This window comes from Faecalibacterium sp. Marseille-P9312 (assembly GCF_902497445.1).
Lineage (GTDB): Bacteria > Bacillota > Clostridia > Oscillospirales > Ruminococcaceae > Faecalibacterium > Faecalibacterium longum.
The window spans coordinates 154,895-180,555 of record NZ_CABVEW010000001.1; the positions used below are offsets into that span (position 1 = coordinate 154,895).

Genomic DNA, 25,661 nt, shown 5'->3' on the forward strand with positions numbered 1-25,661 from the left:
TTTCAAATGGTTATGGCAGGACGGATCTCAAAAAGTCGTAACTCTTCAACGGCTTGTCCAGATGGGTCAGCGCATATTGCTCTGCTGCTGCAGAGAGTTTCGCCAGACTGCCGACGGAAATACGGAAGCCGAATATCTTTTTATCTTCTACCAGACAGATATGCCGCAGCGCAAACAGTGCCCCGGCGTCCAGATTGCACTTTTTCCCCGCCTTTTGGGCGCAGGATTCGCAGAGCAGACAGCCCTCCGCCGGGTCGAGATAAAAGGCCGGGCCGTCGTAAGTGCCGCAGTCGCGGCAGTAGACCAGCTGCGGCAGAAATCCGCACTCGCTCATGGTACGCAGCTCAAATACGGCCTTGATGACCCGAAGGTCGGCCTTTTTCTCGCTTATCATGTAAAAGCAATTCAGGAGAAGCCTCAGTTCTTTTTCCGCTTCGTCTCCTGTGGGCGAAAGCGCCGAGGCCATTTCCGCCATATACATGGCAAGGCTCATCCCTTCGATGGAGGACGAGATGCCATGGAAGACGTTTTTGACATCCGCCTCTCGCACTGTATACATATTCCGTCCGGGGACAAGCACGAACTCCGAGTAACAAAAAAGCCCGCAGGCGCTGAACAGTTTGCTTTTCAGCCGCAGGCTGCTCTGCGCAGAGGCCGAGATGACTCCCAGCCCCGGCGTCAGAAGCGTGATGATCCGGTCTGATTCTTTATACCGGGTCTCTTTCAGGACAAGGCCCGGGGTCACAATGGTATCCATCTGTTTTTTCTCCTGCCGGGGCGGTGAGCCGCTGCTGAGCGAGCTGCCGCCTGTAGTCCAGATAACACAGAATATCACCGGTGCAGGCAAACGTCTGCCAGCTGAGTTCCACATCCATCGGACAACGCTCCTTTCCTTAAGGTATAGTGTCACCTCTATGGTACTGCGCTATCCCCGGGAAATCTGTCCTGTTATGAGGCTCAGCGGTTGGGCTGCTGCTTAAAGCCGAAATTGTTGAGCATGAACTCGTTATCGCGCCAGTCGGCTTTGACCTTCACCCAGCACTGTAAGTTGACGCGGCAGCCGAGGAATTCCTCGCAGTCGGTGCGGGCTGCGCTGGCGATCTTCTTCAGCATCGCGCCGCCCTTGCCGATGACCATGCCCTTGTGGCTCTCCCGCTCACAGTAGATGTTCACGTCGATGTCCACGAGGTCGGTGCCGGGGCGCTCCTTGAAGCGCTCGACCACGACCGCAATGCCGTGCGGGATCTCGTCCCGCATATAGAGCAGAGCCTTTTCACGGATAACTTCCGCTACAAGCTCCTTCTCAGGCATATCGGTGTAGGCATCATCGTCAAAATAATGTGGGCCTTCCACGGCATAGCGGCTCAGTGCATCGAACAGTTCCTCGCAGTGGTCATTATCGCGGACACTGACGGTATAGACATCATCAAAGACGCCCAGGGCCTTCAGCTCCGCCTTGCGGGCCTCGAGGTCCGCCGGGTCTTTGACGAGGTCGGTCTTGTTGATGACCGCGATGGCCGGGCCGCCCTTTTTCAGAGCCTCGACCAGAACCATCTCCGATTCATTCAGCGCGCCGTAGGGCTCGAACAGCATCATGGACACATCGACGTCAGCAATAGAGTCGCTGGCCGTCTTGTCCATCCGTTTGCCCAGCTTATTGTGGGGCTTATGCACGCCGGGGGTATCCAGCAGAACGTACTGCAGAGGCCCCCGGGTGATGACGCCAGTAATACGGGTACGGGTGGTCTGGGGCTTGGAGGTGACGATAGCCACCTTCTCCCCCACCAGCAGATTCGTCAGGCTGGACTTGCCCACGTTCGGGCGGCCAATGACCGCCACAAACACAGAGGATGTATCATAATGGCCCTGGATCGGTGTTTCGTTTTTCAAAATAGAACTCCTGTCTTTTTATTCCGTGTAGCTCACCGTGCGGGGCAGACCCAGCTGGATGAGGACAGCTTCTTCCTTCTCACGCATCCGCATGGCTTCCAGACCGCCGTTCTCGTGGTCATAGCCCAGCAGATGGAGCATGGAGTGGACCGTCAGGAAAGCGACCTCTCTCTGCAGCGGATGGCCGTAGAGAGTCGCCTGCTCCTGTGCGCGCTCCATGCTGATGACGATGTCGCCCAGCATCTTGCAGCCGTTGTTCTCGTCCACGTCATAGACGCCGTTCTCCCCCAGAGGGAAGCTCAAAACATCCGTGGGCATCGGCTTGTTGCGGTACTGGTTGTTCAGCTCAGCAATGGCTGCGTTGTCCACGAAGGTCACGCTGATCTCCGCCGGGTCGTCAAAATGCTCATATTCCAGCACAGCGTTGCAGGCGCGGCGGATGAGGATGCGAAGGCCCGAGGGGACCTTGATCGCTTTCTGCGAGTTGGTGATCAAAACTTTATTGGACATAAATCGTCCGCTCCTTTCGTTTCTACATTCTATTGAACGAATGCCCCGGTTTCTGTGGTATGCTGCCGGGGTTGTTTTTTCAGTGTTTAGCCGGGTGGGCAGCGGCCTCGTAGGCTTTGATGATCTCCTGCACCAGACGGTGACGCACCACGTCTTTTTCGGTGAAGTAGCACTGCGCGATGCCGTTCACGCCTTTGAGGACCTGAAGTGCATCCACAAGGCCGCTGCGGGTGCGGTCGGGAAGGTCGATCTGAGTGACGTCGCCGGTAACGACCACTTTCGAGCCGACGCCCATACGGGTGAGGAACATCTTCATCTGCTCCGGGGTGGTGTTCTGCGCTTCGTCGAGGATGATGAAGGAATCGTCCAGCGTCCGGCCGCGCATATAGGCCAGCGGTGCAACCTCGATGATCTGCTTTTCCACCAGACGCTCATAGGTCTCTGCGCCCAGCATATCGAACAGGCCGTCGTACAGAGGCCGCAGATAGGGGTCTACCTTCTGCTGCAGGTCACCCGGCAGAAAGCCCAGCTTCTCGCCTGCCTCCACCGCCGGGCGGGTCAGCACGATGCGGGAGACATCTTTGGCCTTGAACGCCTTGACAGCCATTGCCACAGCAAGGTAGGTCTTGCCGGTACCCGCCGGGCCGACGCCAAAGGTGATGGCGTTGTTCCGGATGGAGTTGAGGTACTCTTTCTGTCCCAGGGTCTTGGGACGGATGGGCCGGCCTTTGACCGTCACCGTCACGAAGTCTTCGGTCAGCTCCCGGACCCGCTTTTCCTCGCCGTCATGCGCAAGGCTCAGGCAGTAGCGCACCGTCTGGTCTTCCAGTGGCGTATGGTTCTCGATAAGGAGAAGCATCCCCTCCACAGCACGGGCCGCAGCTGCAACATTGGCCGGTTCGCCCGAAATGCGCAGCATCGTACCGCGGCACACCGCCGTCACCGAAAATTCTTTCTCCAGCATACGGATGTTCCGGTCACAGTTCCCGAATACGGCGGCTGCGATCTCTACGCTGTCTAATTCAATGCTCTTTTCTGCCATGCGGCTCCTCCTGAATGTCACTAGATTCTGCTTCTATTGTACCACCAAAACAGCGCGAAGAAAACTATGAAAATTGCACAAAATTTTTCAACCGCATATGGCGGTTTGGCAGAGCGCTCGAAACCTGCTCTATCAGCCTTTTCAAAGAGGTATAATCGCAATGTCCAAGTGTGCGATGACCCCCGCAAGGGTGAGCCGCTTATTTTTACTCCCTCTGTTCCCTTTTTGTGCCACCTCTTGAGCCACCTCGTTGAAAAACTTTCCCGGAAACAGGGGCAATTACCGCCCACATTCCCCTCGAAAGGCATTTCTCCGCACAAACAAAAATCCCCGAAAAGCCAGGCGCGAAGCCACTTTTCGGGGATTTTACTTTGGAGCTACTGATCCGATTCGAACGGACGACCTGCTCATTACGAGCTATAAAAGGGACTTTTAACGTGTTGTGTCGTGTTGTTTCATTGTCAAACAAATTGCGTGATGCAATCATTTTATTTGTCCGATGCTGTATCGTGCAATCTCGTTAATTACTTCGATTTTTCAAGGATGTTGCGGTTTTTGTTGCGGTTAAGTTGCGGTTTTTTAGCATCCTGTTTATAGGATGAATATGAGTCATCAAGAGACACGACGAAACAGAATTAAATTCAAGCTTTTCTCTTTTCTGGCTGCTTCAAGACCTCTCTTACGGTCTGACCGACCCGGCGGATGCTGTCCTCGTTGGCATGGGCGTACATCCGCAGCGTGGTGCTGCTGTCAGAATGCCCCAGCCGTGCGGCGACACTTACCACGTCGGCACCGTTGGTGATGGCAAGACTGGCGGACGTGTGGCGCAGCTTGTGCGGGTGGAAGTGCTCTATCCCATACCGTTTGCCAAATCGCTGGAAGTAACGAGTTGGAGTGTCTGGGTGCATAGGCTCCGGGCTATCGTCCTGTGTAAATGCCCAGCGCACCGTTACCGGCTGACTCTGCCGCAGCTCCTGCAAAAGCGCGGCCACGTCAGACGAGATGTCTACAACGCGGGTCTTGCCGTTTTTGGGCAGAGTCTCGTACACGCCCCGCTCGGAGGTGTACTGTAGATTCCTCTCGATGGTGATCGTGTTGGTATCAAAATCCACCGACTGCCATTGCAGCCCGCAGGCCTCGCCCCGGCGGCAGCCCGTATCGATAAGCAGCAGGATAAACGCCCGCCACTTGAGCGGCTCGCCATCCAGACAACGCAGAATATATCGCGTCTCCTCTGCAGTAAAAGCCTTGTGCTCTGTAGGAAGGGCTGCATCCTTCGACTTCCGGGGACGCGGAACCTTATCCATTGGATTCCGGTCTATCGTATCATCCAGCAAGGCAGCCTTAAACAGGTTATGCAGTACAGCATACACCTTTGTCACGCTGGCGAAGGCAAGCTCCTCTGACAGACTGGAAAGTAACGCCTTTATCATGGCCGGGGTGATCTCCGGCAGCAGCACATGGCCCAGAGCCGGAAAGACATGCTGCTCCAACAGCTGGGTATAACTGGCCCGGGTCTTTTCCGCCAGCGTGGCGGCTTTCTCTGGCAGATAGACGGCTTCAGCATATTGCCGGAAGGTTTTGATTTTGGCCGCCTCTACGGCTTCCGCAGCGGCCTTTTGCGCAGTCTCTTCACGGGTCAGCACTTCCCCATCCGCCAACTGCTGCTCCAATTCAGCGGCGAATTTCTGCAGCTCCCGCTGAATGGTGCGCTTGCTCCATGTCGGCTCCGGACGGAAGGTGCGCCAGACACGCCGCCCTCGCCCATTGCTGGCCTGCACCTCGTAGATTCGGTTTCCGTTTTTGTCAAGTTTCTCCTTGAAACTCGCCATAAAAATACACCTCCATATGGGTACACTTTGACAAGCCTGCCCGGAGGTGGTACAATACAGTTGTCTTAGGGCTGTATTGTTCCTCGTGAACAAGCTGTTCTTGGAAACGCTCTCGGTGCGCCAACACCGGGGGCGTTTTTTATTTTTGAGCCAGATCAAACAGATATGCGCTTGCTTCTCCAAGCTCAGACTTCTGGCCGTCTGTCATGTAAGGCAAATATGGTTCAAATGCCTGATGATATTTTTCTGCCCAGTTCTGTTTTGCCTTTGCTGTTTTCAGGCTCTCGATTTTTGCCTGATACTTTTCTTCCGTTCGATGAATGATTTCCTTTACAGCATCATCTCGGAAGCCAAGGCTGCGATAATTCTTCAAATCATCAGTAGTGCTTACCTGTGCACCGTACTTTTTGCACTTTTCAAGTTCCATCAAGCGTCCAACGCAAAAGTCATATCTTGTAAAAAAGGTGGCCGGTTCCGTGGTCGTCTGAAGGATTTTAGCGCTTTCCTGAGCCTGCTTCAGAAACTGTGGAGCCAAGACCTTTGCATTCGCGCGAGAATCAACAAGGCCAGTCTGCCCCATCCATTCAGGATTGGGATTATAGACCGATTCGAGTAGTCCTTCGCATTTATCACTATCTTGAGAACGAAATTCCTTTGCTCCCGCGATTCCTCCATATACAACGCAAAGAATTAGAAGAGAAACCCCATATGCTATAAATCCAAAAATGAGTGAAACCAGAAATCCGCCATCTTTGAGATCGGCAAGAAAAACCAGCACTCCAATCAGAGCACAGACAACAGTCACTGGCTGTGGGATACTAGTGTACTTCGTTTCAAACTCAGGTTCATCCATATGTGATTTCCGGGATGCTTTTGGGATTGATTTTGCTGTAGACTTACTACTAAATGCCACACGCGAAACAGAATGTGCCAATCGATTCATGCTTCGGTCAAACGATTTCGCAGCACTCGCATATTTTTTTGAATATCCAACCTTGTTCTTTCTCGACATATCAAGTTCCTCTTTACCATTTATCGGAACACCTTCCGGCACTCCACAACCAATCCTGCAATTCGCACCGGCAAGCGATTTTTTCACCCCACCCAATGCGTCCAGCCCACGACCTTGCCCTCAATGTGCACCTCTTCCAGCTGGGAGCCGGTGTAGACCATGGGCGCATAAGCCGGGTTTGCGGGCATCAGGGTCAGTGTTCCGGGGTTGTAATATACTCGCTTGAGGGTTGCTTCACCATCAATGCGCACCGCTGCGATCTCGCCGTTCTCTACCTCCGGCTGTGTACGGATATACACCACATCTTTATCGTGGATACCGGCATCCACCATGCTGTCCCCGTGGCAGGTGAGCGAGAAGTCGCACCGGATGGATTCCGGCACATCCACCATCTTTTCAATGTTCTGCTCTGCTGTGATGGGTTCCCCGCAGGCAATGCTGCCAATCAGGGGGATCTTCTTCATCTTCGGCATCGGCTCAAAGCCCGGCGGGATGGGAGCGGGCGAAGTGGGCTTGGGAGTCGGCTGCTCTTCCCAGCCCATTAGGTAGGCGGGAGACACTTTCAGCCGTTTGGCGATGGCGTCAACTTTGTCTGTCGGTATATTGGTTACAATATTATTTTCATACTTATATACTGCCTGCTTCGATATGCCGATGTAATCGGCAAGCTCCTGCTGGGTTACATCTTGCTCTTGACGTACCTGTCGAATGCGATCACCTACAGTCACCATGAGCACCTCCTTTAATGTCTATAGTATAGCAGATAAACCGACAGTTTACAATATTTTTAATTCAATTATCAAAAATAACTTGACAGGTCACAGATATGGTGCTATTATACTCGTGACCTCACAAGTTACAAAGAGGCAGTTTGGAGGTGAAAGTGTGGTAAACGTCAATTTACTCAAGTCGTACATGGTCAAGGCTGGCTACACCCAAAAAATGTTGGCTCAGGAACTCGGAATTTCGGAGCAAACCTTAACCCGCAAGCTCAAAAAACGTGTTTTTGGCACGGATGAGGCCTCAAAGATTGTGGAGCTTTTGAGCATCGACAATCCGCAGGCTGTATTTTTCGGCCATTAAGTAACTTAACAAGTTACATTTTCAAAGGAGGTGAAGAAGATGAAAATTGAAATCACTGGCACACCCAAAGAAATTGCCGTTCTTGTACTGGCGGTACAGGAGCGGCAGTCTCAGGAGCAGGAGCAGCAGCACCAGATCTTTTGCCAATTTGCAAGAGACCCTGCCCCTGTTTCCGACAAGGCACCGGACAATGAGTTTATGCTCAAACGTGACGGAGTTGAACTGCAACGCTACATGGGTTCAGAGATCGGCAATATCCTTCATTTAATGGATTTGACCGAAGGCGAACTCAAGAAGAAGTTTCTGGCTGCCATTTCCATAGCTGGCATCGCATTAGTAATCAGCCTTATTATCCTTGCCACATCGTGAAAATTGAAACGAGCAGGCTCACCACTGATATGACGATTGCCAGATTTGCACGTCTTTCGGTTCGGACTGAGTGTTTATGGTCAGTCAATGCCACTCGACCACCAGCTCCTATCGAGTAAAAATACGTAACATCCCCAAACATTCTGTCCAGTTCTCGTACTTCCGGGTCATCACTTTCCCCTTTAAGTACCATTTCGTGTTTTTCCATCCACTGCAATGTATCGAAATCGGCTGGAACCCCATCCTTGCGCATCTCATCAATCGAAAACCGCTTGTCAGGATGCTCACTCAGAAATTCCAGAACCTTCAGCGTTTTTACGTCCAGCATTTCTAACACTCCCTTCCGCCCAAGTATACCGCAGAAGGGAGCCAGCCACAAGGAGGCACAAAACCACATGAACGACTTACAGATCTTCTCCAACCCCGAGTTCGGGCAGGTGCGCACCGTCGAGCTTGACGGCCTGCCCGCGTTCGACCAGATCATGGCCGACATCTTTACCACTGAGAAAAAGGAGTGACCGCTATGAGGAAGCATACGCCTTCCGTCCCCTCTACCCCGTTCATGAATGTCCGCGATGCTGCCCGGGCCACCGGGCTTTCGGAATACTACCTGCGCAAAGAGCTCGATAAAGGCACCGTTCCTCACATCAAGAGTGGCCGGTGCATCATGATCAACGTCCCCGCCCTGCTGGTGCAGCTGGGTGTGCCGCAGAAATAAAAAGGAGGCATCCGCATGAAATCTTATACCCTCGCCTCTGAGCAAACTGCAGCACCCACTGGGTGCGCATATGTCGCGCCACTGTTTTGGATGCATTGGTTTCGTTGGACTGACAGCCGAGCATCTGGCGACTACCAGCTGGGCGCACGGGTCAAGGACGAAAACCACACAGGCTTACAAATTTTTGCCGACGGTGAGTGGCATCCAGTCAAGGCGTTTACATCTGATTTGTGCGAGCCGTGGGAAACCTGCGAAGCCGAAAACATTTTGGGAGAGGAGATCGAGGAATGAAACTTGAAAGCGAATACCTTTTGCGCACCGCCGTCATGCTGACGCATTCTGCATCCGATGGCGTGAGTTCGGCTAATTCCGTCAACAAATACGGTGGAACACCCGAGGCCATTGATAATGCCCGCAAAGAGCTTCAGGAGGCCAACGACAAAATCAGCCATGTCGAAGCGCTTCTTGGAATGATTGCTAGTTTGGAGGGAGTGGGTTTATGAGAATCAAATCTGGCGTCTGGTACTGGCTGGCGGTTGCCAGCGGTGCCGTCGGGATGCTGTATGCGCTGGGCTTTGCAGGCAGCATCGAAGCCCTTGGCGTCATCTCCGACACCGACTTCATCACCGCGATGGTACTGCTGTTGCTGGCGTTGTTCTTTGCCCGGCTGGGCGACCATGCCGCAGAGCGCGAAGTGCAGCGCCGCAAGCACATCGACCGCCGCCACGCCCGCACCGAAGAGCCGGAGTACCGGCAGAACCGGAGGGACGCATGAAGACCAAGCGCATGAAAAAGCTCCTGATGGGCATGGGCCTGTCCCGCAATCAGGTGAACCACATGGTCAAAGAGCAGCGGTTGAAAGGCTCTTCCAAAATCAGCAATGCAGCCTATTACTACGCTGTCAACCGCAGTCTTTCCAAGCCATGCTGGCGTGACTGGCTGCCGTATATCAAGAGCCTTGTGCTGGAGTGAAGCACATGACGAGTAAACAAAAAGCCCGCTGGTGCTGGAACACCGGCGAGCCTGCAAAGGGATGATGGTTTGAACCCCCATCACCCCGAAGGATAACACACTTTGGAGGTTTTTACAAGAGATGAAAGGTATTCTTATCGAGCCGGGCAAAGACCCGGTCGTGACCGCCCTGCCGGACACGCTGCAGGGCATGGAAGCGCTTTTGCAGTGTCCCTGCGAGCAGAAAGTTCTGCCCCGCACCCCGGCGGTGCTGGTGTACGCCATCTACGGCAAGGGCCTGAACCGTACTTATCGCGGCCAGCCCATCTATGGCACCATCCTCTGCTACGGCTGGCGGAATAACCGCTTCCAGCCCCTGAACAAAGACCTGCAGGCCGAAATGCTTGACCGCCTGAAGGAGTTGGAGGTGAGGGTGTGACCACCTATATCTGCAAATGCGGACGGCGAGTGAAGAAATCCACCGATGCCAGTACCACTGGTAACCGCCTATCCGGCTATGCACCCGGCCATGAGTGCTGGGGATGCCCCTACGCCATGCCATACGGAAACTATCAATGGGATGAAAGTGCTAGAACTGTCAGCCGGGAGACTCAGGGCTACGAATGCCGGATGAGCAAGACCCTCACCTATGCGTCAGAGTTCGCTGGCTCTATCAAGGATAAATGCACTTGTCGAGTGCATAGTCTGGACTTCGACTTTCTGTCTCAGGTCTCCTCCTGGATCAAAGACACTTATCCAGACAGAGAGATTTTTGGCTCGTTTTCCAAAGATATTCGTGCATCGGACTATGGATCTGATGGCCGTTACTGCCTGACTATCACCTGCACCCAGAATCTGAAAGGCGTTGCCGCAAAAAGAGAGCTGCTTGATCAGTTCTTTACTCCGAATGGTAGCCGCAAGGACATGACACCGCAGCAGGAAATGGAAAAGATTCTTGCTGACATCAAAAAAGCAAAGGAGATTTTCTCATGTACAACTGCCCCGACTGCGGATGCTGCTGCGACCATGACAAGCCCTGCTGCCAGCAGTTCGGCGGCGGCAATACCGACCACCTCGGCGAGCGAGGCGGCTGCAAACGGCTTGACCCCCGCGCTGTCCCCGCAGAGCAGCGCATCGGCCCCTGTTGTTCCTGCGGAGACTTCTTTTGCATCCGCAGCTGTCCCCACCTTTGACTTCTCTCCATTGGGGGAGCTGTCCCAGCAGGCCACCGAAGCCGATCAGCAGTTTGATTTGCATTACGGAGCGGCGCAGGACGAATACCTGATCTCCTGCATCTACCTTGCCCGGATCCACACTCTGACTGCCAAGGCGGGCCGGTATGGCGGCGGTACATGGACAAAGTGGTATGAGAGCAAGGGACTCAGCGAAGGCAGCGCCCGCACGATGGTCAAAAACGGTGACGCTTTTAATTCCGCAACAGTTGCGGAATTAAAACAGCTGCCCGAGCTGACCCGCAAAGATTTGAACCTCATCGCCCGCAGCGGCTGCGCTGGGCAGCTGGTCGAAGCCGCCGGAGACAGCCAGCGGGTGCAGGAGCTGTTGGCCCAGCTCAAGGCCAAAGAGTACAAGCTGAACGAAACGCAGGCCAGATTGAAGAGCGCCTGCATTCAGGAGCAGGAGTCGCGGGACGCAATGAATACCGCCAATGCTCAGCTGGAAGCCGCAAATGCTGACATTAAAGGTCTGACCGAACAGAACGATCAGCTCAAAAGCCGGTTAGACGCCGCTGAGGCCGGGGAAGAGGAAGCATGGAAGATGCAGACCAAGGCCGAGCAGCGTGCCAAAACCGCCGAGAGCCAGCTGGAAGGCTCCCGGCAGGTGGCCGAAGCGGCCAATCGTCGGGCCGACAAGTGGAGATCCGAGGCCGAAGCCGCCCGGAAGCAGCCCATCGTAGCTGTGGTGGACAAGGACGAAGTCGCCCGGCAGGCAAAAGAGATGGCCGACGGCATGACAGCCGACCTCAAGGCTCAGCTCGACCAGACGGCGGCTAATGCTGAGGCCGACGCCCGCGACGCCTACGACAGCATCCTTCTGGCCGGCCGCTCCATCACAAATCTCGCGCAGTCCATAAAGCCGCTGTTCGGCAAGCTTCCGGGTGAACAGCGGGAAAACGCGATCGATCAGTTCGTACGCACATTAGGACAAATTCAAGGGGAGGTATCCAGATGTCTGTAAAGATCACGGCCCTCGAGGCCGAAAACGTCAAGCGCATCAAGGCCGTTGCGCTCACTCCTGCGCCCACCGGTCTCACCCTCGTGGGCGGCAACAACAATCAGGGCAAGACCAGCGTTCTCGACGCGCTGGCATGGGCGCTTGGCGGCGAAAAATTCCGCCCGAACGCCGCCCAGCGGGATGGGGCCGTCGCTCCCGCCCACCTCCGCGTCACTCTCTCCAACGGGGTCGTCGTGGAGCGCAAGGGCAAGAACAGCAGCCTCACTGTCACCGACCCCACCGGCCGCCGCAGCGGCCAGCAGCTGCTGAATGCTTTTGTCGAGCCGCTGGCTCTCGATCTGCCCCGCTTCATGGAGGCCAGCGACAAGGAAAAGGCTGACATTCTGCTGCGCATCATCGGCATCGGGAATGAATTGCATCTCCGGGATATGGAGATCAAAAGCATCTACGACAAACGCACCTTCACCGGCCAGCTGGCCCAGCAGAAAAAGCACTTCGCCGACGAGCTTATCTCCTACCCCGATGCTCCCGAACAGCCCCTCAGCGCCTCTGACCTCATCCGCCAGCAGCAGGATATTCTGGCCCGGAACGGGGAGAATCAGCGCAAGCGCAGCCAGCTTTCTCAGCTGGAAAACAAGAGCCGCACCCTTGCACAGCGCCGGGAGCAGCTGGAAGCAGAGCTTGCACGTCTGACAGAAGAGCAGGCCGCGCTGACCACTGACCTCTACGCCGCCCGGAAATCTACCGAAGACCTTCAGGACGAATCCACCGCTGAGCTGGAAGCCTCTATCCAGAGCATCGAGGAGACGAACCGGAAAGTCCGGGCCAACCTCGAAAAAGCCCGCGCCGAGGACGAAGCCGCCAAGTACGCCAGCGACTACGACAAGCTTACGGATGCCATCGAGCAGAAGCGCAAAGAGCGTCTGGCCCTGCTGAACGGTGCCGACCTGCCCCTGCCGGAGCTGAGTGTGGAGGACGGCGCTCTTACTTATAAAGGCAAGCGCTGGCGGGATATGTCCGGCAGCGACCAGCTCCGGGTGGCCGCGGCTATCATCCGGCGGCTCAACCCGGACTGCGGCTTTGTCCTTCTGGACAAGCTCGAGCAGATGGACATGACCACGCTGGAAGAGTTCGGCCACTGGCTCGAAGCGGAGGGCCTGCAGGCCATCGCAACCCGTGTTTCCACCGGCAGCGAGTGCCAGATCATCATTGAGGACGGCATGGTCAAGGGTGCTGACCTGCCTGTCCTGTCCGCCGCACCCACGCAGACCAGAACATGGACGAAAGGAGCTTTCTGATGAGCAGCTATTCCATCACCACCGGCATTTTGAACACCCCGGTCAAGGTCGTGCTGTACGGCCCCGAGGGCATCGGCAAGAGCACATTTGCCTCTCACTTCCCGGACCCCGTTTTCATCGACACTGAGGGCGGCACCAAGCGGCTCAATGTTGCCCGCCTGCCCCAGCCCACCAGCTGGGCCATGCTGCTGGACGAGGTGCGGGCCGTCACCCGGGGCGAAGTTTCCTGCGGTACGCTGGTCATCGACACCGCCGACTGGGCCGAGCGTCTGGCCATCGACGCCATCTGCGCCAAAGCCAAGGTGGACGGCCTCGAGGGCTTCGGCTACGGCAAGGGTTACACCTACGTAAAGGAGGAGTTCGGCAGGCTTCTCGACGCCCTCGAGGAGGTGCTGAACAGCGGCCACCATGTGCTGATCCTCGCCCACGCCGCCATCACCAAGTTCGAGCAGCCGGACGCGGCGGGCAGTTATGACCGCTGGACCATGAAGACCACCAAGCAGACTGAACCCCTCCTGCGGGAGTGGTGCGATATGCTCCTCTTCGCCAACTACCAGACCATCGTAGAAAAGAGCGGCAGCAGCCCCAACGCCAAGAACAAAGCCACCGGCGGCAAACGGGTGCTCTACACCACCCACCACGCCTGCTGGGACGCCAAGAACCGCTTCGGCCTGCCCGATGAAGTCCCCTTCGACTACGCCAGCATCGCCCACTGCATCACCGGTCCGGCCTCTGCGCCGCCTGCCTCCCCGAAGCCCGCAGCACCCGCCGAAAAGGACATTCTTCCCCCTCCCAGCGCACCGGCACCGCAGCCCAAGCCTCAGCCGGAATCGCCCCGGGAGACTGTTCCCGAAGCCCTGCTGACGCCCGACCTCATGGCGCTGGGCGTCCCCGAAAAGCTGGCCGCGCTGATGAGTGCCAACAACGTCACCCCCGAAGAATTGCAGTTCGTTGTGGGCAAGCGGGGCTATTTCCCGGAAGATATGCCCATCAGGGACTACCCCGCCGACTTTGTGGAGGGCTGTCTTGTGGCCGCATGGCCGCAGGTGCTTCAGATGGTGCTGGACAACCGGGACCTGCCGTTTTAACCTCTCAGTCTGCTTCGCAGCCAGCTCCCCTACCGAGGGGAGCCTCTGGCGAAGAGATTAGGCCTTACGAAATGCCAAGGCCTCTCCTCGATAGGAGAGGTGGCATCGCGCAGCGATGACGGAGAGGTTTACTATTATAAAGGAGAATACTTATGACTGACATGAATACTACCGATCGCGCTCTTGGCTGGGACGATGAATTTACCAACGTCTCGCAGGACTTCGTGCTCCTGCCCGAGGGCGAATACTACTTCGAAGTGACCGGGATGGAGCGCGCCCGCTTCGAGGGCAGCGCCAAGCTGCCGCCCTGCTCCATGGCAAAGCTGACGCTGAAGATCTTCGGCGGCGCTCTGGGCGATACCACCGTCACCCACCGCCTCTACCTCCACACCAAGACCCAGGGCCTGCTGGGCGCGTTCTTCGAGAGCATCGGCCAGTGCAGGAAGGGTGACACCTTCCGCCCCCGCTGGAACGAGGTCGTCGGCGCCAAAGGCCGCTGCAAGCTGGGCGTCCACGATTACGTCAAGAAGAGCGGCGACCCCGGCCAGAGCAATGAAGTCATCCGCTTCCTGCCGCCGCCTGAAGAGAAAGCCGCGCCCTCTCAGGGCTGGACGCAGGGGGCATTCTGATGGGAGAAAAACAGGCTCTGCGCCCCTATCAGGAAGCCGCCCGGAAGAGCATCCACACCGAGTGGGAAAATGGCCGTCTCCGCACCCTGCTGGTGCTGCCCACCGGCACCGGCAAAACCATCGTGTTCGCCTCCGTCGCCGCCGATCAGGTGCGGGCGGGCGACCGGGTGCTCATCCTCGCCCACCGGGGCGAGCTGCTGGAACAGGCGGCAGACAAGCTTCAGCGCTCCACCGGCCTCGTCAGCGCGGTGGAAAAAGCCGAGTCCACCTGCCTCGACAGCTGGTATCGGGTGGTGGTCGGCTCTGTCCAGACCCTGCAGCGGCCGGCACGACTCGAGCGCTTTCCTCGGGACTACTTCGGGACTATCATCATCGACGAGGCCCACCATTCCATCACCGACGGCTACCGCCGCATCCTCGACTACTTCGGCAGTGCGAAGGTCCTGGGCGTGACCGCTACCCCCGACCGGGGCGATATGCGGAACCTCGGCGAGGTGTTCGACAGCCTGGCCTATGAGTACAAGCTGACGGATGCCATCAAAGACGGCTATCTCTGCCGCATCATGGCCCAGACCGTCCCCCTCAAGCTGGACATCTCCGCCGTGGGCATGAGCAGCGGCGATTATTCCGTAGGCGAGCTTGGCACTGCCCTTGACCCTTACCTGAGCCAAATTGCTGACGAAATGGCAGCACGCTGTGCCGGGCGCAAAACGGTGGTGTTCCTGCCCCTCATCAAGACGAGCCAGAAATTCCGCGATCTGCTGAACACCAAAGGCTTTCGCGCCGCCGAGGTCAACGGCCAGAGCGCCGACCGCAGACAGGTGCTTTCGGATTTCGAAGCCGACAAGTACAACGTGCTCTGCAACTCCATGCTGCTGACGGAAGGTTGGGACTGCCCCTCGGTGGACTGCGTCGTCGTGCTGCGGCCCACGAAGGTGCGCAGCCTCTACAGCCAGATGGTGGGGCGCGGCACCCGGCTCTCCCCGGGCAAGAACGATCTGCTTTTGCTGGATTTCCTCTGGATGACCGACAAGCACGAGCTCTGCCGCCCGGCAGACCTTGTCTGTGAGGACCGGGCCGTGGCCCGGCAGATGACTGACAATCTGGCCGAGAGCGGCGGGCCGCAGGATATTGAGGACGCCGCCGCACAGGCCAGCGAGGATGTGGTGGCCCAGCGCGAAGAGGCGCTTGCCAAGCAGCTGGAAGAACAGCGCCGCAAAAAGGCGAAGCTCGTTGACCCGCTGCAATACGAGATGAGCATTCAGGCCGAAGACCTCTCCGGCTATGTGCCGGCCTTTGGCTGGGAAGCTGGCCCGCCTAGTGCAAAGCAGACTGCCGCACTGGAAAGACTGGGCATCCTGCCGGAGGCCGTGGAGTCTGCGGGCAAAGCGGCTCTCCTGCTCGACCGTCTCAGCAAGCGCCGGGACGAGGGCCTGACCACCCCAAAGCAGATACGCTGCCTGGAGAAATACGGCTTCCAGCACGTCGGCACGTGGAGCTTCGAGGCCGCACGGCAGATGATAGACCGCATTGCCGCCGGCGGCTGGCGGGGCGCGCCGAGGGGCGTTGACCCCAAGAACTATATCCCGTCTGCTGAGCCGGTCATCGCAGATGATATGTTACTATGGTAATGCGAATGGAACATGAAAATGACATCAAAGAAGCGCTGGACTTCGTCTCCCCGTCCGCCCTGACCTATGAAGAATGGCTCATGGTGGGCATGGGCCTGAAAGAAACTGGTCTGCCCGTCGCCGTGTGGGAGCAGTGGAGTGCCCGGGACGGCGGGCGGTATCACAAGGGCGAGTGCATCAAAAAATGGGAGAGCTTCCACGGCAGCTCGAAGCCCGTCACCCAGAGCAGCATCTTCCAGCTGGCCTATGAGCACGGCTGGTCCGGCCCTGCAGGCCATGCGCTGGACTGGGGCGATGAGCTGACCGTCGGCCCGCAGCAGCCCGCACTGGTAGACCCCCGCTGGGTCGAAGAGCAGGAGCTTCACCTTCCCGACACATGGGAGCCTGCCCAGCAGCTCAAACGCTACCTGCAGGCCCTCTTCGAGCCGGACGAGTATGTGGCCTATGTCACCGAGAGCTTCATGGCAGCCGACCGCCGACGCCCGGCGAAAGGCTGCTGGGACAGAACTGCCGGGCAGCTCATCGAAGAGCTGGACGCCTGCGGCGACGACGTCGGCAAAGTCATGGGCGACTGCGACCCGGAAATCGGTGCATGGATCTGCTTCAACCCGGTGGACGGCACAGGCCGGAAGGATGCCAATGTCACCAGCTACCGCTACGCCCTCGTGGAGTGCGACAACATGGAGCCCGGCAAGCAGCTGGCCGCTATCCACCAGATGGAGCTGCCCTGCGCCGCGCTGGTCTACTCCGGCGGCAAGAGCATCCACGCCATCGTCCGGGTCAATGCGCCGGATTATGCTGAGTACCGCAAGCGGGTCGATTACCTCTACGCCACCTGCCAGAAGAACGGTCTGACCCTCGACCAGCAGAACCGCAACCCTTCCCGCCTCTCCCGGATGCCCGGCATCCTGCGGGCGGGGCAGAAACAGGCCCTGCTTGAAACGAACGTCGGCAAAAGCTGCTGGGAGGACTGGTGCGACTGGGTGGATGCCTGCACCGATGACCTGCCCGATACAGAATGTCTGGCCGATGACTGGGACGACCTGCCCCCGCTGGCCGATGCCCTCATCTCCGGCGTGCTGCGTCAGGGCCACAAGATGCTGCTGGCAGGCCCTTCCAAGGCAGGCAAGAGCTTCGCCCTCATTGAGCTGTGCATCGCCATCGCCGAGGGTAAAACGTGGCTGGGCCGCTTCTCCTGTGCGCAGGGGCGTGTACTTTATATCAATCTGGAACTTGATAGGCCGTCCTGCCTGCACCGCTTCAAGGACGTCTATACCGCGATGGGCCTTGCGCCGGACAATCTGCGGAACATCGACATCTGGAACCTGCGCGGCGCGTCTGTCCCGATGGACAAGCTTGCCCCCAAGCTCATCCGCCGGGCAGGCAAAAAGGGCTATACTGCCGTCATACTCGACCCTATTTATAAGGTCATCACCGGCGACGAGAACAGCGCCGACCAGATGGCGAAATTCTGCAACCAGTTCGATGTGGTCTGCCGCGCGCTGGACTGCGCCGTCATCTACTGCCACCACCATTCCAAGGGCGCGCAGGGCGGCAAGCGCAGCATGGACAGAGCATCCGGCTCCGGCGTGTTTGCCCGCGACCCGGATGCCATGCTGGACATGACTGAGCTGACCATCACCGACGCCATCCGGGAGCAGCTGCACAACAAGGCCGCCTGCCGGGTCATCAAAGCGATGCTGGATAAGCGCGGCCACGCGGACGCCTACGGCCCGGATGACGCCCTCAGCAAGAGCCGGATGCTCACCATCGCCAAAGAGAAGCTTGGCCTCGCCGACCTGCGGGCCATCGACGCCGAAGTGGCTGCGGCTCAGAAGAAAGCCGACAGCATGACTGCCTGGCGCATCGAAGGCACTCTCCGCGAGTTTGCAAGCTTTGCGCCGGTCAACCTCTGGTTTGACTATCCGGTGCATAAGCTGGACAGCGGGCTTCTGGAAGATCTGCAGCCGGACAGCGACTTCCGCACGCTGGGTGCAAAGGGTGCGAGCCGCCGCTGGGGTGACAAGGCCAAGCAGTCCAAGGACAGGAAGGCCGAGCTGGACACCGCTTTTGAAGCCTGCATGATGGACGGTGAGGTCACCGTCTACAGCCTCGGCGAGTATATGGATCTGAAGCCCCGCACCGTCAAGAACCGTCTGAAAGAAGACGGGCGCTTCTGGATCGACGGCGAGAAGGTCGGCCGCAAGGAGCCCGGCAGCAGAGGTTAAACACTCTGTTATATTTGCAATTACATTTTGTTGTAAAAATGCAGAAATAGCCGCTATTTTGCACGACAGCAAAAACTGCAAAATTGCAGAAATAGCCGCTATGACTGCAACATTTGCAGTGCAAAATAGCCTATATATAATAGCATGACTGCACTGCAATGTGTGATGGGGTATCCCAGAGGATGGGGCGACCACAGCCCCCATCCTCCGGGGACCCTCCCCATCACGTTGGCCGCTGATACAAAAAAAGAAAACGAGGTACGAAATGACCACACAGTTTTTTATCCCCATGCGCCCGCCCACCACTACCCATAACGCCAAAGAGCTGCATGCCTACATGAAGGGCGGTAAGCCCTGCGCCGTGCTGCATGACAGCTCTGAACTGAAAGCCGCCCGTGCCAAGCTCCACGCCTACCTTGCGCCCCACGCCCCTGAGAAGCCCATCCCGGCGGGCCGTCCGGTGCGTCTGCTGGTCAAGTGGATGTTCCCCGCCGAGGGCCGCCCGGACGGCAGCTGGCGCACTTCCAAGCCGGACACCGACAATCTGGAAAAAGCCCTCAAGGACGAGATGACCCGCCTGCACTTCTGGCACGACGACGCCCAGGTGTGCAGCGAGATCATCGAGAAGTTCTGGGCCGACATCTGCGGCGTGTTCGTGCAGGTGGAGGAGCTGGCATGACCTACGAGGAAAAGATAAGCTGGCTCTCCCGCTATCGGGAAGCCGAAAAGCTCTACCAGCGGCTCTCCTACCGGCTGGCAGAGGCGCAGGAAGCCACACGGCACATCACCCAGAACCTCAGCGCCGCGCCGGGCGGCAGCAAGGATGGGCAGTGCCTCGCCCGGGCAGTAGAGCGTCAGGAAGAAGCCGAACGCCGCGCCTACGCGCAGCTGGCCGTCTGTGATGCTCTGTTTGCGGAGATCGATGCCGTGCTTGTGCAGCTGGACTCCGCCGAATACTGCGCTCTTCGCAAATACTATCTGGACTGCCTGAAATGGGAGCAGGTAGCCGCAGACATGAATTTCACTTCCCGTGGCATTTTCGCCCTGCGCCGCCGGGCCATTGAACACCTGAAGCTCTGAAACTGTGCAGTATCCGTTCATTGTGCGTTCACTCTCTTCCGGTGTAAAATGATACCATCGGCAGAGCCGGAAAGGCCACCCGATACACGCAGCCTCCGCACCATGTCCTCCTTGACGCTTGACCGCATGGTGTGCGGGCTGCTTCTATTATGCCGCCTGAGCGCAATTTGGTGCGCGGCGCGTGTGACCAGACACGGCTGGTTCGATTCCAAGGGCGGCACCATGACGCTGCGCCCCGCCGCAGCAACCGCCTGACGCATGGCCTGCAAAACCGCCTGGGGCTGGCGTGCCGGATGGGAGTCCCTCCTTCTCCCCATGAGAGTCCGGCACACCACCGGAGGCCCCGGAATCCGCAGTGGGTTCAAGGATACCCCACCGGATGTGCGTCAATCACTCTGCACAGAAATGTGCGGGGATTTTTTATGCAGCTTCTGCCGTTCGGAAACCCCGGGCGGCTTTACTTTTGCACCGGAGAGGTGGTGACGTGTCGCGTGAAGATGGATACAAAAATCTGGTGCCGATGGACCAGCGAAGCAAGGACGAAGCCAGGTCATTGGGACAGCAGGGCGGCATCGCCTCGGGTGCGGCACGCCGCCGCAAGCGCTCCATGCGGGAGGCCGCCGACTACTACCTGAGTCTGCCCGAAACTGACCGCCGCCGGGTGAACGCCATGCTGCGGGACGCCATCGACCCGGAGGACATCGATAACCAGATGGCCGTCGTCATGGGCGTCACCGAGAGAGCCAAGCGCGGCGACCCGCAGGCGGCGTCGGTGCTGCTCAAGATGCTGGGCGAGGATACCGTACAGGAAGACCCCGCCGCCGATGCACTGGCAAAGGCGAAGGAGCTGCTGGGAGGCGTGGACAGTGCCATTGACTGAATTTCAGCAGGAATATCTGCGCAACTGCAATCACCGTTGGAATGTCAAGACCGGGGCGACCCGCTCCGGCAAGACCTATCTTGACTGCGCCGTCACCATCCCGAAGCGCATCTGTGCGGCCCGGGGCGAGGGCCTGCTGGTCATGCTGGGCAACACCCTCGGCACGCTGGAACGCAACGTGCTGGAGCCCATGCGCGGCCTCTGGGGGCCGGAGCTTGTGGGCGTCGTCCGCACCTCGGCCTCTGGCAACATCGTGCAGCTCTTCGGCCACAAGGTCTATGTCCTCGGTGCCGACAACAAAAAGCACATTGCCCGCATCCAGGGCGCGGCCTTCGAGTATGCCTACGGCGACGAGATCACCACCTGGGACGAGGGCGTTTTCCAAATGCTCAAGAGCCGCCTGTCCTGCCCCCACAGCCACTTCGACGGAACCTGCAATCCGGAAAGCCCCTCCCACTGGTTCAAGAAATTCCTCGACAGCGACGCGGACATCTACTGCCAGGCGTACACCATCGACGACAATCCGACTCTTCCGGCCCAGTTCGTGGCCGACCTGAAAAAAGAGTATACCGGCACCGTCTACTATAACCGCTTCATCCTCGGGCAGTGGATGGCAGCCAACGGCGTTATCTACCGCCTGTTGGCCGACAGCCTCGCCGCCGGGGATGGGCGTTTTTTCTGGCCCGCCGAGAAACAGCTGCACCCGTGGCGGATCCGTATTGGCGTGGACTTCGGCGGCAACGGCTCGAAGCACGCCTTCGTGGCGACCGCCATTCTGCCGGGCTGGTCCGGCGTTGTGGGGCTGGCGTCCCAGCGCATCGACCCGGTGGCGCAGGATGCCGACTATCTGGCCGACAAGCTCATCGAGTTCTGCATCGCGGTCTTTGCCCGGTATGGGGAGATCCAGTACATCTTCTGCGACAGCGCTGAGCAGACCCTGATAAACCATATCCGCGCCCGCCTGCGCCGCTGCAAGCTGAGCTGGCTTGCTGACCGGGTGGAGAACAGCGCTAAGATAAAAATCACCGACCGCATCCGGCTCACCTGCATCCTGATGGGCGGCGGACGCTTCTGGCTCATGCCGGAAGCTGCCACCCTGCGGGATGCCCTCGCTACGGCCCTTTACAGCGGCAAACATCCCGGCGTAGATGAGCGCCTCGACGACGGCAGCACCGACATCGACACACTGGACGCCTATGAGTACACCATCGAGCGCGATTTCAAGAGGTTGACGAACACATGAACATCACCGATTTTCTGGATCATCTGCATAAGACGCGCGGGTGGCAGCTGGATGCCGATTACTACAGCCAGATCGAGACATGGCGGCAATGGTGGAAAGGCAACGTACCCGGCGTTCATACCCGCGCCGCCAAGTATGCCGACGGTACCAAAAAGCGCACCATCGCCTCCCTGCGGATGCCCAAGCGGGTCTGTGAGGACTGGGCAAATCTGCTGCTGAACGACCGCACCACGTTTCAAATCGCGGACGCAGCCACCGCCCGGTATCTTCTGGGCGACGATGAGCAGCAGGTGGGCGGACTGCTCCGCGACCTGAATTTCTGGACGAACGCCAACGCGCTGGTCGAGAAAGCATTCTGGTCCGGCACAGGCGCTTTTGTTTTGAGCGTCGAGAATATGACCGTCGTAAACGGCAAGGCAGTCCCCAGCCCGGACGTCCGGCTCCGGCTGGACTACGACCCGGCCCCCTGCATTCTCCCCCTGCGGTTGGAGCGGGGCATCGTGACCGAAGCGGCCTTTGTCTCCGAGTGTCTGATGGACGGCAAGCCTGCCATTTACTTGCAGACTCACACCGGCAACGAAAAGAAGCGCACCATCCGCAACGAATGGTTCCGCGTCACCGACTCCACGTCCGGCACGCCGGTGTTTTCTCCGGTCGAGAAGCCCCCGGAAGGCACGGTGGAAAGCGTCACGGTAGAGGGCTCCCCGCCCTGGTTTGCGCTGTTCAGCCCGGGTGCTGTCAAGAACCTCGACGGCGGCAGCGGGCTGGGCATGAGCGTCTTTGCAGAGGCGCTGGAAGAGGCGCAGGGCGTGGACCTTGCCTTTGACAACTACCGCGAGGACATCCGCCTCGGCCACAAGAAAATATTCTACAGTTCCGACATCTGCCGCAAGGTGGTGGACGATAAGGGAGTGGAGCACTCCATCCCGCCGGACGACGATGTCGTGAGCCAGTTTGTGCATCTGCCCGGCAAGGAAAGCAGCCTCGACCAGCACAGCGAGTACCACGAGTACAACCCCGACCTCCGCGTGGAGCAGAATCACCGGTCCGTGCAGGATATGCTGAACCTGTTCTCCTTCAAGTGCGGGCTGGGCTGTCACCGGTACGATTTCGAGAATGGCAAAGTCACCACGGCCACCGAGTACAACGGAAGCCGACAGGATCTCGTAGCCAGCGCCAACAAGAACCAGATACCCATCGAGGGCGCTCTGATCTCCATCATCCGGGCCATCCTCTGGGCTGCAAAAGACTTGCAGAAGGCTACAGTCGTCCCCGACACTCCCATCTCGGTGAACTGGGACGACAGCTATATCACCGATGCCGAGACCCGTATGACCCAGATGAGAGATGATGCCCTCAGCGGCTTGCTGCCCCGCTACAAGTATCTCTCGGCCCGGTACGGCATCTCCGAAGAGGATGCCCGCAGACTGGCGCAGGAAGCCGCCGCCGAGAACCGCCAGCCTGAGCTGACCTTCGGCGGGGGTGCCTGATGCTGGCCCCGGACTACCTCGACCATGCACCCGACCGTCTCGTAATGCTCTGGCAGCAGGCCGAGGACGACATCCTGCGGGACGTGGCCCGGCGCATCGGCAAGATGGACGCCCTGACGCCGACGGCGAACTGGCAGCTCTGGCGCTACCAGCAGACCGAGGCCGTCCGCAAGGATATGGTGAAGCTTCTGGCCCGGTATACCGGCAAGAGCGAGGCCGAGATCCGCCGCCTGATGAAGGAGGCCGCGACCGCCGCACTGGAAGCCGAGGATGAGATCTATTACCATTACGGGAAAGAGCCAACGCCCTTCGAAGAATCGACACCGCTCCAAAACCTGCTCAACGCGGGCTATCGGCAGACGGCAGGCAGCTTCTCCAACCTCACCGCCACCACGGCAAACACCGTCTCCGGGGCTTTCGAGCAGGCGCTGGACAGGGCGTGGCTCCAAGTGAGCAGCGGCGCGTTCGACTACAAGACCGCTGTCAAGCGCGCGGTGGACGGCCTTGCCGACTCCATGCCCTACGTCACCTACCCCAGCGGCCACAGAGACACGCTGGAGGTGGCCTGCCGACGTGCCGTGCTCACGGGCGTGAATCAGACCGGCGCAAAGCTTCAGGAGGCCCGGATGGACGAGATGGGGGCCAGCTTCGTCGAGGTGACGGCCCACGGCGGGGCGCGCCCCAGTCATGCTGTGTGGCAGGGCAGGCGCTACCACCGGGGCGGGGCTGTGGACTACTTGGGCCAGCACTACGAGGATTTCGAGTCGGCCACCGGCTACGGCACCGGCGCGGGGCTTTGCGGCTGGAACTGCCGCCACACCTTCTTCGTGGTGTTCCCGGAGCTGGGCAGCCCGCCCGCATGGACGCAGGAGAGCCTTGAAGCCCTCAATGCCCGGGACATCGAGTATGACGGCGGGCTCTACACCCGCTACGAGATCAGCCAGATGCAGCGGGCCTGGGAGCGGGCCGTCCGCAAGTGGAAACGCCGGTATCTGGCCGAGGACGCCGCCGGGGCTGACACCACCGCCAGCACCGTGAAGCTGAGGCAGGCCCGGCAGAGCCTTGCAGGCTTCACTCGGGCCACCGGCGGCAGAGTGGACAGCGCCCGGATAAGTGTACATGGATTTGGGCGGAGTGAGGCAAGCAGGGCCAGCTATGTAGCCCTGAAACAGGAGCGGCTTGATGCAGTCAACAATGATTTGACCTCTCTTCGTGAAAATGGTAAAATCAAATTGACCGGAACAGCCGTATCTCCGCCCACCCTTCCCGATACTCTTAATTTTGAAGGACACGCACTGGAACAGATGGGAAGGCGGCAGATAAGTCTGGCACAGGCCAACGAAATCGCCGAGCACGCCATCCTTGCCATCCGTCAGCGCAACGGCACGCAGCATTCTTATTATTCCGATAAAGGCTTTATTGTTATCAAGCAGGACGGCTCCATCGGCACGTTAGGCTGGCTGGATGAAGGCGGCAAGCAAGTTGTGGAGGTTATGAAAAAGCATGGTTTTTAATACGACCCCGATTCCCGACCCTATGCTATTCTGCCCCATCTTCAACCACGAGATCGCAGACGGCCTCTGTTGGGATATTTCCAACATCGGCAACGACAGCCTGATGCTGCCACCCGAAAAGACCCCGCCCTGCGGCTGGGATGAAGCCCACAAAAGCTGCCTCAAGTGTCCGCACTATGCTGACTGGGACTAATAACCAAATACCGCGAGCGTCTTTGCCCATCCGGGCAGGGGCGCTTTTTTCATGCCGTTTTTAGCTCATATTGGTCAGAGCAGCTGCCTCGTAAGCAGCGGGCCGCCGGTTCGATTCCGGCAGACGGCACCATCGCGGCGGGCAGCGCGTACCCTGCCCAGCAACATGCGGAAGGCGAACCGCGTCAACAAACCGTAGTTTCACCCAAAGAAAGGGGTTTACTTATGAAGCGTGAAGACGTAAAGGCAAAGATTCCCGGCATCACCGACGAACAGCTCAACTGGCTGATGAGCGAAAACGGCGCAGACATCAACCGCGAGAAGACCGCCGCCGAACAGTTCAAGACCCAGTTCGAAAACACACAGGCCCAGCTCAAGACCGCGCAGGACGGCCTCGCCAAGTTCGACGGCAAGAAGACCCCGGACGAGTACGAGGCCGAGCTGACCAAGCTCCGGGGCGATATGCAGGCACAGGCGGACGGCTTCGCCTTCGACTCGGCCCTGAACACCGCCATCATGGGCAAGAAGGGCCGCAGCGTCAAGGCCGTCCGCGCCCTGCTGGACATGGAGGCCCTCAAGTCCTCCAAAGACCGCACCACCGACATCGACAAGGCGCTGGAAGAAGCTGCAAAGGCCAACCCCTGGGCTTTCGGCGAGGCCGCAGAGGGCGGCAGCGTCCACGTTTCCAGCGGCGCAGAGCACGGCACTCCGCCCACCGGCGACACCGATGCCGTCACCGCTGCCTTCAAGGCGATGAACCCCGGCATCAAGATCGACTGATAGAAAGG

31 protein-coding genes and 1 tRNA gene are annotated in these 25,661 nt (G+C 58.5%); 24 read left to right on the forward strand and 8 right to left on the reverse strand.

Annotation, left to right across the window (positions count from 1 at the left end; all coding sequences use genetic code 11):
* Nucleotides 1-10 precede the first annotated feature (10 nt).
* The 7 genes from recO to F3G95_RS00815 form a co-directional block, all read right to left on the reverse strand.
* Nucleotides 11-757 carry a DNA repair protein RecO gene (recO, locus tag F3G95_RS00780; protein ID WP_149793380.1) on the reverse strand — a complete coding sequence of 249 codons (747 nt, stop codon included), beginning with the start codon at nt 755-757 and terminating at the stop codon, nt 11-13.
* Nucleotides 758-957: 200 nt separating this feature from the next.
* Nucleotides 958-1,890 carry a GTPase Era gene (era, locus tag F3G95_RS00785; RefSeq protein WP_223387478.1) on the reverse strand — a complete coding sequence of 311 codons (933 nt, stop codon included), beginning with the start codon at nt 1,888-1,890 and terminating at the stop codon, nt 958-960.
* Between the two features lie 18 nt (nt 1,891-1,908).
* Entirely contained in the window at nt 1,909-2,400 is a 492-nt protein-coding gene (gene ybeY / locus F3G95_RS00790) for an rRNA maturation RNase YbeY (RefSeq protein ID WP_149793381.1), read from the reverse strand.
* A 79-nt stretch (nt 2,401-2,479) separates the two neighbouring features.
* Nucleotides 2,480-3,442, reverse strand: coding sequence for a PhoH family protein (locus tag F3G95_RS00795; RefSeq protein ID WP_015564135.1), 963 nt, complete (start codon nt 3,440-3,442; stop codon nt 2,480-2,482).
* Nucleotides 3,443-4,083: 641 nt separating this feature from the next.
* Nucleotides 4,084-5,274: a site-specific integrase gene (locus F3G95_RS00805; RefSeq protein WP_149793383.1), complete on the reverse strand. Its 1,191-nt coding sequence runs from the start codon at nt 5,272-5,274 to the stop codon at nt 4,084-4,086.
* Between the two features lie 139 nt (nt 5,275-5,413).
* Nucleotides 5,414-6,286: a hypothetical protein gene (locus F3G95_RS00810; protein WP_149793384.1), complete on the reverse strand. Its 873-nt coding sequence runs from the start codon at nt 6,284-6,286 to the stop codon at nt 5,414-5,416.
* Nucleotides 6,287-6,369: 83 nt separating this feature from the next.
* Nucleotides 6,370-7,017: an XRE family transcriptional regulator gene (locus tag F3G95_RS00815; protein ID WP_149793385.1), complete on the reverse strand. Its 648-nt coding sequence runs from the start codon at nt 7,015-7,017 to the stop codon at nt 6,370-6,372.
* 154 nt (nt 7,018-7,171) lie between these two features.
* Between F3G95_RS00815 and F3G95_RS00820 the strand changes: the two genes are divergently transcribed.
* Nucleotides 7,172-7,369, forward strand: coding sequence for a helix-turn-helix transcriptional regulator (locus F3G95_RS00820; protein ID WP_227622660.1), 198 nt, complete (start codon nt 7,172-7,174; stop codon nt 7,367-7,369).
* A gap of 39 nt (nt 7,370-7,408) precedes the next feature.
* Nucleotides 7,409-7,738: a hypothetical protein gene (locus tag F3G95_RS00825; protein ID WP_149793386.1), complete on the forward strand. Its 330-nt coding sequence runs from the start codon at nt 7,409-7,411 to the stop codon at nt 7,736-7,738.
* Here the strand turns inward: F3G95_RS00825 and F3G95_RS00830 are convergent.
* Entirely contained in the window at nt 7,719-8,066 is a 348-nt protein-coding gene (locus F3G95_RS00830; RefSeq protein WP_149793387.1) for a hypothetical protein, read from the reverse strand. The two genes, F3G95_RS00825 and F3G95_RS00830, sit on opposite strands and share 20 nt — an antisense overlap.
* A gap of 67 nt (nt 8,067-8,133) precedes the next feature.
* On the opposite strand from F3G95_RS00830, the gene F3G95_RS14025 reads away from it, so the two are divergent.
* The 22 genes from F3G95_RS14025 (at nt 8,134) to F3G95_RS00940 (ending at nt 25,653) form a co-directional block, all read left to right on the forward strand.
* Complete coding sequence (locus F3G95_RS14025; RefSeq protein WP_279240228.1) at nt 8,134-8,256, forward strand: hypothetical protein; 123 nt, start codon at nt 8,134-8,136, stop codon at nt 8,254-8,256.
* A 5-nt stretch (nt 8,257-8,261) separates the two neighbouring features.
* Nucleotides 8,262-8,456, forward strand: a complete 195-nt coding sequence (locus tag F3G95_RS00835; protein ID WP_149793388.1) for a helix-turn-helix domain-containing protein — start codon at nt 8,262-8,264, stop codon at nt 8,454-8,456.
* Nucleotides 8,457-8,471: 15 nt separating this feature from the next.
* Entirely contained in the window at nt 8,472-8,747 is a 276-nt protein-coding gene (locus F3G95_RS00840) for a hypothetical protein (RefSeq protein ID WP_149793389.1), read from the forward strand.
* Complete coding sequence (locus tag F3G95_RS00845) at nt 8,744-8,959, forward strand: hypothetical protein (protein WP_149793390.1); 216 nt, start codon at nt 8,744-8,746, stop codon at nt 8,957-8,959. The genes F3G95_RS00840 and F3G95_RS00845 overlap by 4 nt, the downstream gene beginning before the upstream one ends.
* The gene (locus F3G95_RS00850; RefSeq protein ID WP_149793391.1) at nt 8,956-9,231 is read left to right on the forward strand and encodes a hypothetical protein; all 276 of its coding nucleotides are present in this window, start codon (nt 8,956-8,958) and stop codon (nt 9,229-9,231) included. Before F3G95_RS00845 ends, F3G95_RS00850 begins: the two co-directional genes overlap by 4 nt.
* The gene (locus F3G95_RS00855) at nt 9,228-9,428 is read left to right on the forward strand and encodes a hypothetical protein (protein WP_149793392.1); all 201 of its coding nucleotides are present in this window, start codon (nt 9,228-9,230) and stop codon (nt 9,426-9,428) included. Before F3G95_RS00850 ends, F3G95_RS00855 begins: the two co-directional genes overlap by 4 nt.
* A 121-nt stretch (nt 9,429-9,549) precedes the next feature.
* Entirely contained in the window at nt 9,550-9,846 is a 297-nt protein-coding gene (locus F3G95_RS00860) for a hypothetical protein (protein WP_149793393.1), read from the forward strand.
* Complete coding sequence (locus tag F3G95_RS00865; protein ID WP_149793394.1) at nt 9,843-11,603, forward strand: hypothetical protein; 1,761 nt, start codon at nt 9,843-9,845, stop codon at nt 11,601-11,603. Before F3G95_RS00860 ends, F3G95_RS00865 begins: the two co-directional genes overlap by 4 nt.
* On the forward strand, nt 11,594-12,898 hold the full coding sequence (locus tag F3G95_RS00870) for an AAA family ATPase (RefSeq protein ID WP_149793395.1): 1,305 nt from the start codon (nt 11,594-11,596) through the stop codon (nt 12,896-12,898). The genes F3G95_RS00865 and F3G95_RS00870 overlap by 10 nt, the downstream gene beginning before the upstream one ends.
* Nucleotides 12,898-13,986 carry an ATP-binding protein gene (locus tag F3G95_RS00875; RefSeq protein ID WP_243130230.1) on the forward strand — a complete coding sequence of 363 codons (1,089 nt, stop codon included), beginning with the start codon at nt 12,898-12,900 and terminating at the stop codon, nt 13,984-13,986. The genes F3G95_RS00870 and F3G95_RS00875 overlap by 1 nt, the downstream gene beginning before the upstream one ends.
* Nucleotides 13,987-14,138: 152 nt before the next feature.
* Complete coding sequence (locus tag F3G95_RS00880) at nt 14,139-14,615, forward strand: DUF669 domain-containing protein (protein WP_149793397.1); 477 nt, start codon at nt 14,139-14,141, stop codon at nt 14,613-14,615.
* On the forward strand, nt 14,615-16,246 hold the full coding sequence (locus F3G95_RS00885; protein ID WP_149793398.1) for a DEAD/DEAH box helicase: 1,632 nt from the start codon (nt 14,615-14,617) through the stop codon (nt 16,244-16,246). The genes F3G95_RS00880 and F3G95_RS00885 overlap by 1 nt, the downstream gene beginning before the upstream one ends.
* A 5-nt stretch (nt 16,247-16,251) precedes the next feature.
* A complete protein-coding gene (locus F3G95_RS00890; RefSeq protein ID WP_149793399.1) occupies nt 16,252-18,474 on the forward strand; it encodes an AAA family ATPase in 2,223 nt (740 codons plus the stop codon).
* Between the two features lie 265 nt (nt 18,475-18,739).
* A complete protein-coding gene (locus tag F3G95_RS00895; RefSeq protein WP_149793400.1) occupies nt 18,740-19,153 on the forward strand; it encodes a RusA family crossover junction endodeoxyribonuclease in 414 nt (137 codons plus the stop codon).
* Nucleotides 19,150-19,554, forward strand: a complete 405-nt coding sequence (locus F3G95_RS00900; protein WP_149793401.1) for a hypothetical protein — start codon at nt 19,150-19,152, stop codon at nt 19,552-19,554. The genes F3G95_RS00895 and F3G95_RS00900 overlap by 4 nt, the downstream gene beginning before the upstream one ends.
* 484 nt (nt 19,555-20,038) lie before the next feature.
* Entirely contained in the window at nt 20,039-20,434 is a 396-nt protein-coding gene (locus tag F3G95_RS00910; RefSeq protein WP_149793403.1) for a hypothetical protein, read from the forward strand.
* A complete protein-coding gene (locus F3G95_RS00915; RefSeq protein ID WP_149793404.1) occupies nt 20,421-21,677 on the forward strand; it encodes a phage terminase large subunit in 1,257 nt (418 codons plus the stop codon). The genes F3G95_RS00910 and F3G95_RS00915 overlap by 14 nt, the downstream gene beginning before the upstream one ends.
* On the forward strand, nt 21,674-23,167 hold the full coding sequence (locus F3G95_RS00920; protein ID WP_149793405.1) for a hypothetical protein: 1,494 nt from the start codon (nt 21,674-21,676) through the stop codon (nt 23,165-23,167). Before F3G95_RS00915 ends, F3G95_RS00920 begins: the two co-directional genes overlap by 4 nt.
* The gene (locus F3G95_RS00925; RefSeq protein ID WP_149793406.1) at nt 23,167-24,681 is read left to right on the forward strand and encodes a phage minor capsid protein; all 1,515 of its coding nucleotides are present in this window, start codon (nt 23,167-23,169) and stop codon (nt 24,679-24,681) included. Before F3G95_RS00920 ends, F3G95_RS00925 begins: the two co-directional genes overlap by 1 nt.
* Nucleotides 24,671-24,874 carry a hypothetical protein gene (locus tag F3G95_RS00930; protein WP_149793407.1) on the forward strand — a complete coding sequence of 68 codons (204 nt, stop codon included), beginning with the start codon at nt 24,671-24,673 and terminating at the stop codon, nt 24,872-24,874. Before F3G95_RS00925 ends, F3G95_RS00930 begins: the two co-directional genes overlap by 11 nt.
* Nucleotides 24,875-24,927: 53 nt before the next feature.
* Nucleotides 24,928-25,006 (forward strand) — tRNA-Thr (locus tag F3G95_RS00935).
* A 92-nt stretch (nt 25,007-25,098) separates the two neighbouring features.
* Complete coding sequence (locus tag F3G95_RS00940) at nt 25,099-25,653, forward strand: phage scaffolding protein (RefSeq protein WP_149793408.1); 555 nt, start codon at nt 25,099-25,101, stop codon at nt 25,651-25,653.
* Nucleotides 25,654-25,661: the final 8 nt, after the last annotated feature.